This window comes from Mesorhizobium sp. M7A.F.Ce.TU.012.03.2.1, assembly GCF_004006095.1.
Lineage (GTDB): Bacteria > Pseudomonadota > Alphaproteobacteria > Rhizobiales > Rhizobiaceae > Mesorhizobium.
This window is the reverse complement of sequence record NZ_CP034779.1, coordinates 5,043,952-5,060,462: the sequence shown is the minus strand read 5'-3', so window position 1 is coordinate 5,060,462 and position 16,511 is coordinate 5,043,952. Positions and strand designations below refer to the sequence as shown.

Below are 16,511 nucleotides of genomic sequence, written 5' to 3'. Positions count from 1 at the left end.
AAGCTTCGCGGCGGTTTTTTCTCTGGCGGAATCAATCCGGCCGCGTTAAGCGATGACTCCCATGGCGCGATATGTATTCATCACAGGCGGCGTGGTTTCCTCACTTGGAAAAGGCATTGCCGCAGCGGCCCTTGGGGCTCTCCTGCAGGCGCGAGGCTATCGCGCACGCATCAAAAAACTCGACCCCTACCTGAATGTCGATCCGGGCACGATGTCGCCGTATCAGCATGGCGAAGTCTTCGTCACCGACGACGGCGCGGAAACCGATCTTGATCTTGGCCATTACGAGCGCTTCACAGGCCGCTCCGCCAACCAGCAGGACAACATCACCACCGGCCGCATCTACAAGAACATCATCGAGCGCGAGCGGCGCGGCGACTATCTCGGCGCAACCGTGCAGGTCATCCCGCACGTCACCGATGAGATCAAGAATTTCGTTCTCAACGGCAATGACGACTATGATTTCGTGTTGTGCGAGATCGGCGGCACGGTCGGCGACATCGAGGCGATGCCATTCCTGGAAGCTATTCGCCAGCTCGGCAACGACCTGCCGCGCAACAACGCCGTCTACGTCCATCTGACGCTGATGCCCTACATACCGACGGCAGGCGAGCTGAAGACCAAGCCGACTCAGCATTCGGTCAAGGAGCTGCGCGGCATCGGCATCGCGCCCGATATCCTGCTGGTCCGTGCCGACCGCGCCATTCCCAAGGAAGAGCGCAGGAAACTGTCGCTGTTTTGCAATGTGCGCGAAAGTGCCGTGATCCAGGCGCTCGACGTGCCGCATATCTACGATGTGCCGATGGCTTACCATAGGGAAGGGCTCGATTCCGAAGTGCTGGCCGCCTTCGGCATCGATCCGGCGCCGAAGCCGCGCATGGAGCCGTGGCAGGCGGTATCCAACCGCATCCACAATCCGGAAGGCGAGGTCACCATCGCTGTGGTCGGCAAGTATACCGGCCTCAAGGACGCCTACAAATCTCTGATCGAGGCGCTCTCGCATGGCGGCCTTGCCAACCACGTCAAGGTCAAGCTCGACTGGATCGAATCGGAGATCTTCGAAAAAGAGGATCCGACGCCCTGGCTGGAAAAGGTGCATGGCATCCTGGTCCCAGGCGGCTTTGGCGAGCGCGGTGCGGAAGGCAAGATCCTGGCGGCGAAGTTCGCGCGTGAGCGCAAGGTGCCGTATTTCGGCATCTGCTTCGGCATGCAGATGGCCTGCATCGAGGCAGCGCGGTCGCTGGCCGGCGTCGAACATGCGTCTTCGACCGAGTTTGGTCCGACCGAGGAACCGGTGGTCGGCCTGATGACCGAATGGCTGAAAGGCAACATGCTGGAGAAGCGCCGCGAAACCGGCGATCTCGGCGGCACGATGCGGCTCGGCGCCTATCAGGCCGAGCTCGCCAAGGGCTCCAAGATCGCCGAGATTTATGGCGACACACAGATTTTCGAGCGCCATCGCCATCGCTACGAGGTCAATGTCGACTACAAGGAGCGGCTTGAGGATTGCGGCCTGGTGTTTGCCGGCATGTCGCCCGACGGCGTGTTGCCGGAAACGGTCGAATACCCAGACCATCCGTGGTTCATCGGCGTGCAGTATCACCCGGAACTGAAAAGCCGGCCGCTCGACCCGCATCCGCTGTTCGCCAGTTTCATCGAGGCGGCCGTGGAGCAGAGCCGGCTGGTGTAGCGATCAGGTCGGGCGGCAATGCAGACCTATGTCGCACTGCTTTACAGCATCATCCTGGCTGAGGGGCGACGGGTCGTCATGGCCGACCTCAAGGCCATGGCCGAAGAGCTCGGGCTGAACAACCCGCGCACGCTGGTGGCGACGGGCAATCTGGTCTTCGAGGCACCGGCAACTGATATCGCCGACCTCGAACAGTGGTTGGAGGCAGCCTTCGAAAAAACCTTCGGCCGCCATGTCGATATCATTGTGCGCGGTGCCGAGGACTGGCTGAAGCTTGCCGCCGGCAATCCGTTTCCGATGGAATCGAATGCGACCGCGGATCAGGTGGCGGTGCGCGTGATGCGTAAGCCTGCACCCGAGCAGGCCGTGACGGCACTGCAGGCCTATGCCGCCGAGGACGAGAAAGTGACTTCGCTCGGCGGCGACATCTGGGTCGTCTTTTCGCGAGAGAGGCCAAGTTCGCGGCTGCTCGCGGCAATGAACCACAAGCGCATGGGCATCGGCACGTCGCGCAACTGGAACACGGTGCGCAAATTGGCCGAGATGATCGGGTAGTTGGGGCGGCTTTGCGCCGCCCCTGATGATGCTCGTCAGGCTTTCGCGGTCTTGGCGCCTGCGCCAAGGGCGGCGGTGCGCAGCACGTAGTAGATAATGCCGGCGATCGCCACCCCGAAGAACCAGCCATAGACGCCCCACCAGGACGGCAGCCAGTTGGTGAAGTTGGGCAGGATCGACGAGAAGATGGCGCCGATGCCGGCGGCGATGAAGGCGTTGACGTGCCAGCCGCCCTGGAAACGGAACTCGCCGTCCTCGCGATAAAGCGCCTCGACGTCGACCTCGCCCTTCCGGATCAGGTAGTAGTCGACCATCATCACGCCGAAGATCGGCCCCATTGTCGCGCCGATGATGTTGACGAAGGAAGCGGCACTGCCTTCCCACGGCGCGAAGGGGTAAAGCAGCAGGGCAATCACGGCCGCGATATAGCCGCCCTTCTTGAAGTCGATCTGCCTGGGAAAGACGTTGGAGAAGTCGAAGGCCGGCGAGACGAAGTTTGCCACCACGTTGATGCCGAGGGTTGCCACGGCAAAGGTCAAGGCTGCGAGCGCTGCCAGGAACCAGCTGTCGAATTTCGCCGAGATCTGGTCGGGATGCAGCAGCACCTCGCCATAGACATCAAAGGCGGCAATGGTGGTGACGCCGGCGACCAGCGAAAACAGGATCAGGTTGATCGGCAGGCCCCAGATGTTGCCCTTGCGCAGCGATGCCTTGTCCGGCGCGTAACGGGCGAAATCGCAGAAGTTGAGATAGAGCGCCGAGAAATAGGTGACCCAGATTGCCGCCACCGCAAACAGCGAGGTCCACGATCCCGGCGTGCCCGGCACGCCCGCGTCCTTCGTCTTGTCCAGCAGCACGTCCATCGGGATATCGCTGGTGAAGGCAAATCTCCCGGATTTGACGCAGAGATAGATCGCCAGGATCAGCATCATCACCCAAACCGCGGGGCCGGCCCAGTCCTGGAAGCGGCGCACCGTTTCCATGCCGTTCTGGATGATCAGCAGTTGCAGCCCCCAGATGACCACGAAGCAGATCACCTCCAGGCCGGTATGGCCGAGGAAATGCGTGCTGGCGTTGAAATCGGCGAACCATTGTGTGCGGATCAGCAGCGCCACGATCGCGCCCGAGGCGGCGGCCGTCTGCGCGCCGTACCAGAAACAGGCGACGATGGCGCGCACCAGTGCCGGTATGTTGGCGCCCCAGATGCCGAAAGAGGCGCGGGCAAGCACGGGGTAGGGCACGCCCGTCTTCACGCCGGCATAGCCGACCATGTTCATCAGCACATAGATGATCAGCGATCCGATGCCGATGGCGATGATGAAATTGACGAAGCCGCCGCAAAACAGGAACAGACTGGCGGCAAGATAGTAGCCCCAAAGGCTGTGGACGTCCGATGTCCAGACGTTGAAGATCGAGAATGGTCCCCAGTTTCGAACTTTGGCCGGAGCCAGATCCTCGTTGTACAGATCAGGTGAAGCACCCTGTATCGTCATGGCAATGTTCCCCTTTTGCAGCACGCGCCCTCACGCGTTGACCGCGTGCAGGTTAAGCCTGCCGCAGGGGAACCGACAAGCAACCTATTTGCCGGCTTTGGCCTTAAAGATATTCAATGAGAACTGCGATTATCGATGCAAGGCGATGGTGGGTCATCGCTGAACCCGGCACGGATGATTCGAAGTTCGACGCTGGGATTCCAATCTGAAACGGTGGCTGCCGACATCTTCGGTCGGCGCCATCTAAGCGATGGCCATCACCTGCTTGTGGTCCGCGACTTCAGCGAGCAGCCAATCCTGAAACAGGCCGGTGCCTGGTTTGTTGCCGATGCTGCGACGCTGATGCAGGTAAATGCCGGCCGGATAGGTGTGACGGACATGGAACGGCGCGACCAGTTTGCCTTGCTGTAGAAAATCTTGCGCCATGATCGTGTCCGCAAGCGCTATTCCGGCGCCATTGATCGCTTCGCGCATGATGAGCGTACAATCATCGAGTGTTGTGCTGGATTTTGGCGTCGTTTCCAGAACGCCTTCCTGCTCCAGCCAACGCTTCCATCTCATGGTTTCGCATTCATGGATCAGATGATGATTGACCAGATCGGCCGGCGATCGCAGCGGCACAGGCCCCTCCAAAAGCGAAGGCGCACAGACCGGGGTCAAAAGCAGCGGGATCAGCAGCGTCAAAGCCGGGCCGGCCTTGTAGACGAACTCGTCGACAATGGCCAAATCGAAGTTGGCGCGCTTGCCTGAAGTGGAGATCTCCAAATCCACCGACGGATGCAACCGGCGAAAGTTCGGCAACCGGTCCGCCAGCCAAAGGTTCAGAACGGTGGGCACGCACAAGACCCGGACCCGTTGGATCTTGCCGTGGCGCGAGCCGTCCGAGAGGCTGACGTCATCGGTGGCGCGCCAGATGGCTTCGAACGCCTCCGAGAGGCTGCGCGCATAGTAGGAGCCCCTGATGGTTGGCGTTATCTGGCGAAAACCGCGTTCGAACAGGTCCTGGCCAAGATTTCGTTCAAGCGCGCGGATGTGGCGGCTGACAGCCGAGGGTGTCAAATGCAGTTCTTCCGCCGCGTCCTTGACGCTGCCGAGGCGAGCGGCGGCCTCGAAAGCGCGCATGCCATTGAGTGAGGGAAGGGCCATTGGACGATCATGAATTGTCAGTTGAGTTTTTGTCAATCGACATGGGCAGAATTCGCGTTTGATTGCCTGCCCCCTTAGGGGATACCCAGAGGACAAGAGCAATTAAGTCGTCTCAAGCGACTGTTTGGGAACACCGGTACCATACCATCGACGGCTGAGACCGGCTTGACCAGTCTCACCGGTGGAGAGCGAAGCTTTGCTCGGTATCGCCGCAATTGGAGAGAGCGCCAGCCTATGCCTCAATCGCCAGCGCCGGTCTTCGAAGCTGCGGAGGAGATTTCCGCGGAAACCTCCGTCGTCGTGATTTTGCAAACTGCCCAACCAGGCTTTGGTCCCCGGGCAGCGGCTCTGGACGCTGAGATGAGCGGGATTCTCTCTCGTGCATGCTCTGACCCGGCCGCCTTGGCCGGATTCGGCACCTGCATCGATCTTATCGCCCCGCAGGCAGTATCGACCAAGCGCGTGGTTGTCCTGGCCTTGGGCAAAGCCGAAGCCGTAACCACCCTCTCGTTGGCGCGCGCCGGCGGTCTGCTTGCCGCACATCTGGAAGGCAAGGGGGAATGCGCGGCCACTCTGGTCCTGGACCCCATCGCTGGCATTGAACTATCCGGCGCCGAAATCCTGGCGCGTGTCGCGCTTGGCATGCGGCTGCGCCGCTATCGTTTCGACATGCGCAACCGGCGGCAAGGAGCGGGAGCGGATCGAACCTTGCGGGTGAAACTGGTCGGAGCCGGCGGCCCGGATCTGACCGCGGCGCTGACGCGGATCAATGCAATCGCCGACGGCGTCGAATATGCACGCACCTTGGTCAACCTGCCGCCAAACCATCTCCACCCCGACAATTTCCATGATCATCTGGAGCCGCTGCGTGAAGCCGGCATCGACATCGAAATGCTCGATGCCGCGCAACTGAAGGAGCTCGGCATGAACGCGCTCCTCGCCGTTGGGTCGGGCTCGGCGCGTCCGCCACGGGTCGCTGTCCTGCGCTACCGCGGCAAGGGTGCTCCCGCCCAACCACTCGCTTTCGTCGGCAAAGGCGTCTGCTTCGATTCGGGAGGCCTCTGCATCAAGGGCGGAGCGCAGATGTTCGACATGAAAGCCGACATGGGCGGAGCGGCGGCTGTGGTCGGCCTGCTGATCGCGCTCGCCCGGCAAGGCAGCCCGGTACACGTTGTCGGTGTTCTCGGCATCGCCGAGAACATGCCATCGGGCACCGCGCTCAAACCGCGCGACATCATCACCACGGCCTCGGGACAGACAGTGGAAGTGTTCGACACGGATGCGGAGGGACGCCTGCTTCTGGCCGACTGCCTCTACTATGCAGCCACGCGCTTCAACCCTTCGGTGATCGTCGATCTGGCGACGCTGACCTATTCGGTGACGCGTGGCCTGGGGTCGATATTCGCAGGCCTATTCAGCACCGACGATGCCATCGCTTCACAGATGATCGCGGCCGGAGAAACGGTCGGCGAGCGGTTCTGGCGGCTGCCGCTCGACCGGGCCTATGATGAGGGTCTGCAATCGCCGTTCGCGGACCTCAGGCATCATGCCAAGGACATGGAAGACGGCGACGCTCCCTATGCGGCGGCCTTCCTGCGTCACTTCACGGAAGACCGCCCCTGGGTGCATCTCGACATCGCCAGCAAGGAACTGACCGACACCGATCGGCCTCTCGGCAGGCAAGGCGCCACGGCATTTGGCGTGCAGATGCTGGAAGAATGGGTGCAGGTCACCCGCAACATGAGTTAGGGCGCCTGCCGTCACGGACAAATACAAGATGCCTTCAACCGCGCTGGGAACTGGGATGTCATCTGAGATCATAGGCATGGAAGGACGGGCCGCTTTCGGCGCCTTCGAGACCTGGTATCGGGTCACCGGTGATCTCGGTGGCGAAAAGGCGCCTGTGGTGATCCTGCATGGCGGCCCGGGCGTCGCTCACAACTATGTCGATGCCTACAAGCTTCTTGCGCGAAGGGATCGCGCCGTCATCCACTACGACCAGTTGGGCTGCGGCAATTCCACCTTGCTGCCTGAGAAAGGCGCCGATTTCTGGACACCTGGGCTGTTCATCGACGAGCTTGAAAACCTGGTCGACCATCTCGGCATTCGGACGGGCTTCCACGTCCTCGGCCAGAGCTGGGGCGGCATGCTGGGCGCCGAATATGCCGTGACGCGGCCGCAGGGCCTGAAGTCGCTGACCATCGCCAACTCGCCGGCTTCCATGAAACTGTGGGTCGAAGAGGCCAACCGGTTGCGTGCGGATCTGCCTGCGGATGTGCAGGAGACCCTGACCCGGCACGAGCAGGCCGGCACGACGGACGACGCAGCGTACCAGGCGGCGACGATGATGTTCTACGAGCGGCATGTCTGCCGGGTCGTGCCTTTCCCGCCCGAAGTCACGGAAAGTTTCGCCCAGGTCGTGCGCAATCCGACCGTCTATAATCTGATGAATGGACCGAACGAGTTCCACGTCATCGGAACGTTGAAGAACTGGAGCATCGTCGACCGTCTGCCGGCCATCGATGTTCCCACGCTGATCATCTCCGGACGTCACGACGAGGCCACGCCCGCGACCGTGCAGCCCTACAAGGACGGCATCAAGGGGTCGCGCTGGGAGATATTCGAGCATTCCAGCCACATGCCGCATGTCGAAGAGCAAGATGCATGCATGCGGGTAGTGGGAGACTTCCTGGACCACAACGACAATTGAAAAAAGGGGAATGAAGACATGAAGAAACTGCTTCTGGCGGCAACAGCCGCGGCATTGCTGGCCGGTACATGGCTGGCCCCGGCACAGGCCGAATATCTCAAGGAGCACCGAGGCGGCACCATCCGCCTGCTGGCCCGCTCCGCGGCCGGAACGCTCGATCCGCACATCAATTACACGGACCAGGGCTGGCAGATGTACCAGCCGATCTATGACGGCCTGGTGGCCTTCCGCAAGGCCGAGGGCATGGACGGCTTCACCATCGTTCCCGATCTGGCCGAGGCCCTGCCGCAGGTCAGCAATGACGGTAAGACCTTCACCTTCAAGCTGCGCAAGGGCATCAAGTTCTCCAGCGGCCAGGATCTTGGCGTGAAGGACATCGTTGCTTCCTTCCAGCGCATCTTCAAGGTTTCCGGACCGACCTCCGGCACGTTCTATGCCGGTATCGTCGGTGCCGACAAATGCCTGGCCGACACCAAGAGCTGCACGCTGGAAGGCGGCGTTGTCGGCGACGAAGCGGCCGGCACCATCACCATCAACATCACCAAGCCGGATGCCGAGCTGCTCTACAAGCTTGCCTTGCCGCATGCCGTGGTCCTGCCGGCGGACACGCCCGCCGAAGACATGGGTTCCAAGCCCATTCCCAGCACCGGCGCGTACATGATCTCCGCTTTCGACCCGAACAAGGGCATGACGGTTTCCCGCAACCCCAATTTCAAGCAGTGGAGCGAAGAAGCTCAGCCGGACGGCTATCCGGATGTCGTCCAATATGATTTCGGCCTGTCCGAAGAGGCAGCCGTCACCGCGATCCAGAACGGCGAAGCGGACTGGATGTTCGACGCTCTGCCCAGCGATCGCCTGGGCGAACTGGGCAGCAAGTCCATGGACCAGCTGCACATCTCACCGCTTTCGGCTTGGTGGTACGCGCCGCTGAACAACCGTCTCGCACCCTTCGACAATGAAAAAGCCCGCCAGGCCGTTGCCTATGCGATCGATCGCAACACGCTGGTCAAGCTGTTCGGCGGCAAGGTGCTGGCCTCGCCGGTCTGTCAGGTCCTGCCCCCGGACTTCCCCGGCCATGAAGACTATTGCCCCTTCACCAAGAATCCGGGCGCCAAATGGTCGGCTCCTGATCTCGACAAGGCAAAGCAGCTCGTCGAGGACTCCGGCACCAAGGGCCAGAAGGTGACGATCATCGTCGAGGACACCACCATTTCGCGGTCCATCGGCGTCTATCTGCAGAGCGTTCTGACCAGCATCGGCTATGTCGCCGACGTCAAGCCGATCTCGTCGAACATCCAGTTCACCTACATCCAGAACACCAACAACAAGGTGCAGATGTCCGTTACCCAATGGTACAAGGACTATCCTGCGGCTTCGGACTTCCTGAACATCCTGTTCAGCTGCGCCTCCTTCCGTGAAGGTTCGGATGCCTCGATCAACATCGCCGGCTTCTGCGACAAGGAAATCGACGCCAAGATGCAAAAGGCATTGGACCTCGGCGTCACCGATCAGAAAGCCGCCGACAAAATGTGGGCTGAAATCGACAGGCAAGTCACCGACAAGGCACCCGCCGTTGGCCTCTTCACGCCGAAGCGGCTTGACTTTGTCAGCAAACGTCTCGGCAATTTCAAGTTCAACCGGCAGTTCAACTGGATGATCACCCAATCCTGGGTACAGTGATGGCCTGGGTGCAGTAACGAACCGCGGAGGGGCACGCCCGTGTCGAACGTAGCTGTCGCCATGCCGCGCAAGACGCGAGGGCCCTGGGCCGTCGCGTTTGCGAAGCTGGCAAGGGACAGGGCTGCCATGGCGTCGCTGGCCGTGTTCCTCCTCATCGTCCTTGCCTGCCTCAGTGCGCCTCTTTATGCAAAATGGGCAGGCGTGGACCCCTTCGCCTCGACGCTCGACGCCGTCATCCAGATCGACGGTGCCGACGTTCCGGTGATGGAACAATCGACGGAAGGGCTGGGGCTTGGTTACACACCGCTCGGCCCGACCTGGCGGCTGGGCAATTATTTCCTCGGCGCCGACAGCCAGGGGCGCGATGTCATGGCCAGGATGCTCTATGGCGGGCTGAGCTCGTTGCTGATCTCCGGAGCAGCCACCATCTTCACCCTGATCCTGGGCACGGCGGCGGGATTGATCGCCGGCTATTTCGGCGGCGTCACCGACACGGTGCTGTCGCGCTTCCTCGACATACTGTGGGCGTTCCCGATCTATCTGCTGGCGATTTCGCTCTCCATCGTCACCATCGCGCATGGCATCACGATCGGACCGATCCAGATCGAGTCCGGCAGCCTGTGGCTGCCTGTCATCATCATCGGCATCGTCTACGTGCCCTACGTGGCCCGCCCAATACGCGGGCAGGTTCTGGCGCTGCGCAAGAGCGAGTTCGTACTGGCCGCGATCAATCTGGGCGTGCCGGGGTGGCGCATCCTGTGGCGCGACATCCTGCCCAACGTCACCACCACGCTCATCGTCTTCGTGCCGCTTATGATGGCGCTAAACATGCTTACGGAATCGGCACTTTCCTTCCTGTCGATCGGCGTGCAGCCGCCGGCCGCGAGCTGGGGCACCATCATCCAGGACGGACAGGCGCTGCTTTACACCAGGCCATTGGTGGCGCTGGTGCCGGGCCTGGCGATCGCGGTTTCCGTCATGGCGCTCAATGTCTTCGGCGACGGCCTGCGCGACGCGCTCGATCCGCGCTCCAAGGTTCGGCTGGGGCGCGACTGATGATCTACGCAATCCTGCGCCGTTTCGGCCAGATGCTGTTCGTGATGTTCGGCATCTCGGTCATCGTCTTCCTGATTTTCTTCGCAACGCCGGGCGCCGACCCGGCGGCGCGCATCGCCGGCCGCAATGCATCGCCCGAAGTGCTGGAGGCGGTACGCCACAGCTTCGGCTTCGACCGGCCGCTCTACGTGCAATATGTGACGATGATGGAGAAGATCTTCGTCACCGGCGATCTGACCTCCTTCGTCAATCGTGGCTGGAAGGTGGTGCCGGCGGTCATGGATTCGATCCCGGTCACGCTCTCGCTGGTGTTCGGAGCGGCGATCCTGTGGGTGGTGGTCTCCATCATCATCGGCATCGCCGCCGCCGCCACGCGCGGCAGCTGGCTGGACAAGCTGCTGATGGCGCTAGGGCTGCTCGGCATTTCCATGCCGGTCTATTGGTTGGGCGAAGTGATGAACCTGATCACCCAGAGCCGCTATCACGACAGCTGGGCGTTCTCCTGGGTGCCACCGCTCGGCTACAAGAATTTCTCCGATGATCCGAAGGGCTGGTTCCTGACCCTGGTCATTCCCTGGAGCACACTGTCCATTCTCTATATCGGTATTTACGGGCGCGTGCTGCGCGCGGCAATCATCGAATCCCTGCAGGAAGACTATATCCGCACGGCCCGGGCCAAGGGGCTGTCGGAAACCCGTATCCTGCTGCGCCATGCCTTGCGCACGTCGCTCATCGCCTTCGTCACCCTGTTCGGCCTGGATTTCGGCGCGCTGGTCGGAGGCTCGGCCTTGCTGACGGAGGTGGTGTTCGGGCTGCACGGCATCGGCAAGCTCACTTATGACGCGCTGCAGAATCTCGATCTTCCGATGATCATGGCAACGGTGATGTATGCTTCCATGTTCGTGGTTGTCGCCAATGCGGTCGTCGATTTCGTCTACATCCTTCTCGATCCGCGCCTGAGGACATCATGATACTGTCGGTGCGCGACCTCAGAGTTTCCTTCCGCACAAATGATGGCCTGGTGCGGGCCATCGATGGCGTTTCCTTTGACCTCGAGGAAAGCGAAATCCTCGGCGTCGTCGGTGAGTCCGGTTCCGGCAAGACCGTGTCGCTGCTGGCCGTCATGGGTCTCATCACCGATCCCAACGCCACCATCGAAGGGTCGATCCGCTACAAAGGCCGCGAACTCGTGGGACTGCCCGCGCGCGAACTCAGGCGGCTGCGCGGCAACGAGATCGCGATGATCTTCCAGGATCCGATGACGGCGCTGACGCCTGTCTACACGATCGGCTGGCAGATCGCCGAACAGATCCGCGCGCATCGCAACATCAGCAAGTCCAAGGCGATGGAGCGCGTGGAGGAACTGCTGGCCGAGGTGAATTTTCCGAACCCGCACGAGGCGATGTCGCGCTACCCGCACCAACTGTCCGGAGGCATGCGTCAACGGGCGGTGATCGCAATGGCTTTGTCCTGCAATCCGGCGCTTCTGGTGGCTGACGAACCGACCACCGCGCTCGACGTCACGGTGCAGGCCGGCATTCTCGATCTGGTGCGCAAGCTGCGCGCGACGCACAAGTCGGCGGTCGTCTTCATCACACATGACATGGGCGTGGTCTCCGAACTCGCCGACCGGGTCATGGTCATGTATGCCGGCCGCGTGGTGGAGCGCGGCAGTCGCGCGGAGCTGTTTTCCGATCCGCGACACCCCTATACGCGCGCGCTGCTGGGTTCGATCCCGCCGCTGACCGGCGAAAAACCACGGCGCTTGCCGGCCATTCCCGGTTCGCCGCCGTCATTGCTGCGATTGCCGCAGGGCTGTGCGTTCGGTCCGCGGTGCCCGGTTCACTACGAGCCCTGCGAGGCAGGCAAGCCCGACCTCGGGAGCGGCACCCATGCCGCGGCATGCTTCAGGGTGGCACAGGCATGAGCGGACCGATGATCGACAAGAACCGCCCAATCCTCGAGACGCGTTCGCTGGGCAAGCGCTTTTCCATCGGCAGCCGTTTCTCCGCCGAAGGCAAGCGAACCGTTCATGCGGTCGACAATGTTTCCCTGACCGTGTGGCGCGGCGAGACGGTCGGTCTGGTCGGCGAATCCGGATGCGGCAAGTCCACGTTGGCGCGTTGCCTGGTGAGGCTCTACGACATATCGGACGGCGAGCTTCTGTTCGAAGGCAACGACATCACCTCCAAGTCGCTGTCCGAACTCAGGCCGCTGCGGCGCCGCCTGCAAATGGTTTTCCAGGATCCGTCGGCGTCGCTCAATCCGCGCCGGCGCGTCGGCGACCTGGTGGCCGAGCCGCTGCGCATCCATGGCAGGCTCTCGTCGAGCGAGATCACCAAACGCGTGGCGGAACTGTTCGACCTTGTCGGCTTGCTGCCGGATCACGTCATGCGGTTTCCGCACGAATTTTCCGGCGGACAACGCCAGCGCGTCGGCATCGCGCGGGCTATTGCATTGAATCCGGACCTCGTGGTCCTGGACGAACCCGTCTCCGCGCTCGACGTGTCGGTGCAGGCGCAAATCGTCAACCTGCTTGCCGATCTGCAGGAGAAGCTCAATCTCACGTACATCTTCATCGCCCACGACCTGTCGGTGGTGCGCCAGGTGTCGACCCGCATCGCGGTCATGTATCTCGGCTCGATCGTCGAGGAAGGTCCGGCGGAAGAGGTGTTTGCGGCACCAGCCCATCCTTATAGCCAGGCACTGATCTCGGCGGTTCCCGTCGTGGAGACGACGCCCGGTGGGACGCGCAAGCGCATCATCCTCACCGGCGACGTACCGAGCCCTCTGAACCCTCCAACGGGCTGCCGTTTCCATCCCCGATGCCCAATCGCGGCGGAGCGCTGCCGTTCGGAGCGGCCACAGCTGCGGGAATACCGACCCGGTCGCAAAGTCGCCTGCCACTTCCCCACGATGTAGGCGACACTCACGACCGCACGGGTGATCGCCTTCGCCTGATAGATTTCTAAAAGATTCCATTTTTATCTGGAACCAACCGGCTGTTGGCGCGTTTGGGGGGGTTCGATCGAGCGCATTGCGGTCGACCGGGAGGAAACGATGGATCAATTGCATTTCTTTTCGCCCGTGCGGATTTCGCGCGGGCAAGGACACCCTGTGGAAGAAATCGATAATGTTGCCGAAGCCATGATGTTCTTGCGGAAATGGCCGACAGGACGGCGCGGTCCGGTTTATCAGTGCGCGCTGAATTGTTGCTCGGCCGCCTTGTCGGGTCAGATGTCGGCCGAGGAAGCAAGGAAAGCGTTCACCGGCTTTGCCCGCATCACGCGTCTTCTCGATGACGACATGGCGTTGCCGGTGCCCGGCGAAGGCGAGGCAAGGGTGCACGCGTTGCGGCGATAGGCTATTGTCCTGACGGACCTACAAGGACTCGCGCTGCAGCGGGGCGGGTCTTGTTGTGCAATGCGCTCGGTCTGGCGGGTCGAAAGTTCGTCCTGCGTGGCACACTTTCACAGCGGACGCTCGTCGTTCATGCTTACTTCAGTCACGAGCTTGCGGCGAAGCGCCATCGTGTAGTCGTCTGGCCCCTTCGGCGTCATGACAAAGGCCTGGGAACCGCCAATCACCGATCTGGCAAAATAGGATGCCAGAGGTTCGTCGGGATTCTCATCCTCCGTCGGGATGGCGATTGCATTGATCGTATATCCCTTGGCTATGGCGTTCGACCTGCTCGGCTGGACGGGAAGCCCGTCGTTGTTCTCGCCATTGGAGGAGATATCGATGACTTTCTTGGCCGCCTTTCCCGGAAACTGGTCGAGCAGGAGACTGCCGATGTCGATAGCCGAGGAAACGGATGTTCCGCCTCGCCCTCTGCGGATGAAGCCGGCATCGCCTTTCCTGCTGATCACCGCAGCCGCCGCTTTGGCATCTTCCAGTCCGCAGATGCTTGTCCACGGCAGCACGACGCGTGCGTGTCCGGGGCTCGACCATTCAAAATAGGCAACGCCGATGCAGCCAACATAATTCCGGCTGATGGCGGCGATGATCTCTGGCGAGGTGAGTGCCGCGGCATGTCCCTCGCGTTGCATATCGGCAATCTTCGGATCGATGGATGACGAGAAGTCGACCGCGAACACGATGGCGACGTCAACGTTCGCGGCATGGGCCGAGGCTCCCCAAAACAGCGAAGCTGCAAGTATTCCTGTCACTCTCGAGATTGAACCGGCCGGCGTCAGGAGACTGCCCCAGCCTGTCGCCCGCACCCGTTTGCGAAAGGATGGGGGGCCGGCGTCCTGATGATACACACTGCCAAACATGTCATTCTCCATCTCGACATCCGGTCGTTTCAAAAGCGAGCTCAACATGTGGAAATCTGGTGGATCGCCTTGGTGCCCACGCCGAACAGCAGCAGATCGGCCTTGGTCCACAAGAGATAACAGCCGAGCAAAGTCAGTGGCATGGCGAGGGCCGCGAAGGAGCCGCCCGACCAGACCTCAGGCAAAGCACGGCCGAGGGCCACTGTCGTCGCCAGCATTGCCGGCAACCGGCTGGCGAGCACCGCACTGCGGAACGGATCGGGCCAAGCGGCCGGCCACATCGGAATTGGCGTGCCGGGCCTGTGGAAGGTGCTGCCGAATTTGCCCAGCGCATGCAGTAGGCCGGAGGTCGCCGCAAGCAATGGATCGCCGAGCAGCAACAGGGCAATGCCGAGCCCGATCGCACCCAGGCCCGACAGGAAGTCGCCCAGACGGTTGAGGGCGGGATCGGGAGCATCCGGCCTTGCCCAGGCCCGGTGATAGGCCTCGCCGCCCCAGAAGAAGACCAGGGTGGTCAAGGTCAGCGCAACAGTGCCATGGCTGCCAGCGAAGTATTCGATCACCGCCATGGTGACGCTGCTTCCCTCATGCAAGCCGACCGGCGCGGTGGCAATCTGGATCGCGAGACCGACAATGAGGCCGAGCGCGTTGCCGCTGTTGTAGTAGCCGCCCGGTCCCCTCATGCGGGCGCGAAGCGCCGATGCCAAATGTGCGATCGGAAGAAGGATTCTCCGCGCGTCCATCACTGCGCCCCCGCGAGAAGTCCGGCCGCCATCGGCAAAGCCACCGCCGCCTGACTGATCGACGCCACTGCCCCCGTGTCGGGCGGCAACCGGGGCCGGAATAGGTTTCGCATCACCGGCAAGGGTCATCACATTCCTCCACTGGACCTGAATTGTTGGGGTGACGATCGCCTGCCCAATTTGCGGCGGCAGCTGCAAAGGCAGGGGCCCCGTCGAAGGGTTGAACCGAAGCGGTTCGCAAGGACGTGCGTGCCTGCGGCGCTCGGTTCGACAGTGCCACGGACAGGATCGCACCCAGAATGATGGCGGCACCCAATGCGCTCGCGGACGAGCTCCGCTCGCCGAGAAAGATCGCCGCGCCCAGCGCCCCGAAAACGCTTTCTGCGCTGACGATCACGGCGGCGTGGCTGGCCGGCGTAAAGCGGAGGGCAACCGTCTGTATGCCGAAGGCAATCGCAGTGGAGAACACGCCGAGGATCGCCAGTTCCGGGCCGGCTGCGAATGCGGCGGCCAACGACAGATTGCCTTGCATTGCGCCGAGCGGCAGGGCGAAGGCGGCGGCGCCGAAGAACTGTGTCGCGGCTGCGGTGAACGGCCGCGCATGCACCTGCATGTGCCGACCCAGTTCGACTGCCCAGAGCGCATAGCAGGCAGCCGAGAGGACAGCGGTGAGATCGCCACTGCTGAACCCGGCAATCCCATCCGACAACAGCAGGGCTCCAACAACGGTCAGCCCGGCGGCGACCGTGAGACTCGCTGTCGGACGTTCGCCTACGAGAAACCAGGCGGCCAGCGGTGTCATTACCGTTGCCGTGCTGACCAGGAAGCTCGCATTGGTGACGGAGGCGCCGAGATAGCAAAGCTGCTGGAGCGTGATGGAGATGGCAAACAGCGCGCACACCTTGGCCAAGCTGGAAAAATAGTCCGGCCCGAGCGGAAGCCGCCTCTCCATCAAGACAAAGGGCAACACAAGCAGGCCGCCGATCAGGCAGCGCAGACCCACCGCACTCAGCGCGTCGAGATGCACAAGCACCATCTTTTGCGAGACATTGCCGAAGCCCCACAAAGCGGCTGCGAATAGCAGCAGCAAATTGGCTCTTGTCCTGGACACGCGTCCCCCTCGAACCAAGCCTTTCGTTGACTTGGTCACCTTAATTTAGC

The 16,511-nt window shown here is 62.0% G+C and carries 15 protein-coding genes; 10 read left to right on the top strand and 5 right to left on the bottom strand.

Annotation, left to right across the window (positions count from 1 at the left end; all coding sequences use genetic code 11):
* The first annotated feature begins 52 nt into the window (after window positions 1-52).
* Entirely contained in the window at window positions 53-1,690 is a 1,638-nt protein-coding gene (locus tag EJ079_RS25065; RefSeq protein WP_127810447.1) for a CTP synthase, read from the top strand.
* A gap of 18 nt (window positions 1,691-1,708) precedes the next feature.
* Window positions 1,709-2,245 carry a DUF1697 domain-containing protein gene (locus EJ079_RS25060; protein ID WP_127268715.1) on the top strand — a complete coding sequence of 179 codons (537 nt, stop codon included), beginning with the start codon at window positions 1,709-1,711 and terminating at the stop codon, window positions 2,243-2,245.
* A gap of 35 nt (window positions 2,246-2,280) precedes the next feature.
* On the opposite strand, the gene EJ079_RS25055 is transcribed toward EJ079_RS25060, so the two are convergent.
* Window positions 2,281-3,738 (bottom strand): NCS1 family nucleobase:cation symporter-1, encoded by a 1,458-nt coding sequence (locus tag EJ079_RS25055; RefSeq protein WP_127268714.1) that lies wholly within the window; start codon window positions 3,736-3,738, stop codon window positions 2,281-2,283.
* Between the two features lie 243 nt (window positions 3,739-3,981).
* Window positions 3,982-4,884: a LysR family transcriptional regulator gene (locus EJ079_RS25050; protein WP_127397238.1), complete on the bottom strand. Its 903-nt coding sequence runs from the start codon at window positions 4,882-4,884 to the stop codon at window positions 3,982-3,984.
* A gap of 234 nt (window positions 4,885-5,118) precedes the next feature.
* Between EJ079_RS25050 and EJ079_RS25045 the strand changes: the two genes are divergently transcribed.
* The 8 genes from EJ079_RS25045 to EJ079_RS25010 all read left to right on the top strand — a co-directional run bounded on the left by EJ079_RS25045 (window position 5,119) and on the right by EJ079_RS25010 (window position 13,693).
* A complete protein-coding gene (locus EJ079_RS25045; protein ID WP_127810446.1) occupies window positions 5,119-6,633 on the top strand; it encodes a leucyl aminopeptidase in 1,515 nt (504 codons plus the stop codon).
* 55 nt (window positions 6,634-6,688) lie between these two features.
* Window positions 6,689-7,594 (top strand): proline iminopeptidase-family hydrolase, encoded by a 906-nt coding sequence (locus EJ079_RS25040; protein ID WP_127810445.1) that lies wholly within the window; start codon window positions 6,689-6,691, stop codon window positions 7,592-7,594.
* 18 nt (window positions 7,595-7,612) lie between these two features.
* A complete protein-coding gene (locus EJ079_RS25035; protein WP_127810444.1) occupies window positions 7,613-9,274 on the top strand; it encodes an ABC transporter substrate-binding protein in 1,662 nt (553 codons plus the stop codon).
* Window positions 9,275-9,313: 39 nt separating this feature from the next.
* Window positions 9,314-10,330 carry an ABC transporter permease gene (locus EJ079_RS25030; RefSeq protein ID WP_127810443.1) on the top strand — a complete coding sequence of 339 codons (1,017 nt, stop codon included), beginning with the start codon at window positions 9,314-9,316 and terminating at the stop codon, window positions 10,328-10,330.
* Window positions 10,330-11,301, top strand: coding sequence for an ABC transporter permease (locus tag EJ079_RS25025; protein WP_127810442.1), 972 nt, complete (start codon window positions 10,330-10,332; stop codon window positions 11,299-11,301). Before EJ079_RS25030 ends, EJ079_RS25025 begins: the two co-directional genes overlap by 1 nt.
* Window positions 11,298-12,257 (top strand): ABC transporter ATP-binding protein, encoded by a 960-nt coding sequence (locus EJ079_RS25020; RefSeq protein WP_013531724.1) that lies wholly within the window; start codon window positions 11,298-11,300, stop codon window positions 12,255-12,257. Before EJ079_RS25025 ends, EJ079_RS25020 begins: the two co-directional genes overlap by 4 nt.
* Entirely contained in the window at window positions 12,254-13,252 is a 999-nt protein-coding gene (locus tag EJ079_RS25015; protein WP_245481732.1) for a dipeptide ABC transporter ATP-binding protein, read from the top strand. The genes EJ079_RS25020 and EJ079_RS25015 overlap by 4 nt, the downstream gene beginning before the upstream one ends.
* A 138-nt stretch (window positions 13,253-13,390) precedes the next feature.
* Entirely contained in the window at window positions 13,391-13,693 is a 303-nt protein-coding gene (locus tag EJ079_RS25010) for a DUF982 domain-containing protein (protein ID WP_127397494.1), read from the top strand.
* Window positions 13,694-13,800: 107 nt separating this feature from the next.
* On the opposite strand, the gene EJ079_RS25005 is transcribed toward EJ079_RS25010, so the two are convergent.
* The 3 genes from EJ079_RS25005 to EJ079_RS24995 form a co-directional block, all read right to left on the bottom strand.
* Window positions 13,801-14,607 (bottom strand): DUF1194 domain-containing protein, encoded by an 807-nt coding sequence (locus tag EJ079_RS25005; RefSeq protein WP_127810441.1) that lies wholly within the window; start codon window positions 14,605-14,607, stop codon window positions 13,801-13,803.
* Between the two features lie 41 nt (window positions 14,608-14,648).
* Complete coding sequence (locus EJ079_RS25000; protein WP_245481730.1) at window positions 14,649-15,314, bottom strand: hypothetical protein; 666 nt, start codon at window positions 15,312-15,314, stop codon at window positions 14,649-14,651.
* Window positions 15,315-15,462: 148 nt separating this feature from the next.
* Window positions 15,463-16,461: a DMT family transporter gene (locus EJ079_RS24995; RefSeq protein ID WP_127323081.1), complete on the bottom strand. Its 999-nt coding sequence runs from the start codon at window positions 16,459-16,461 to the stop codon at window positions 15,463-15,465.
* Window positions 16,462-16,511 lie beyond the last annotated feature (50 nt).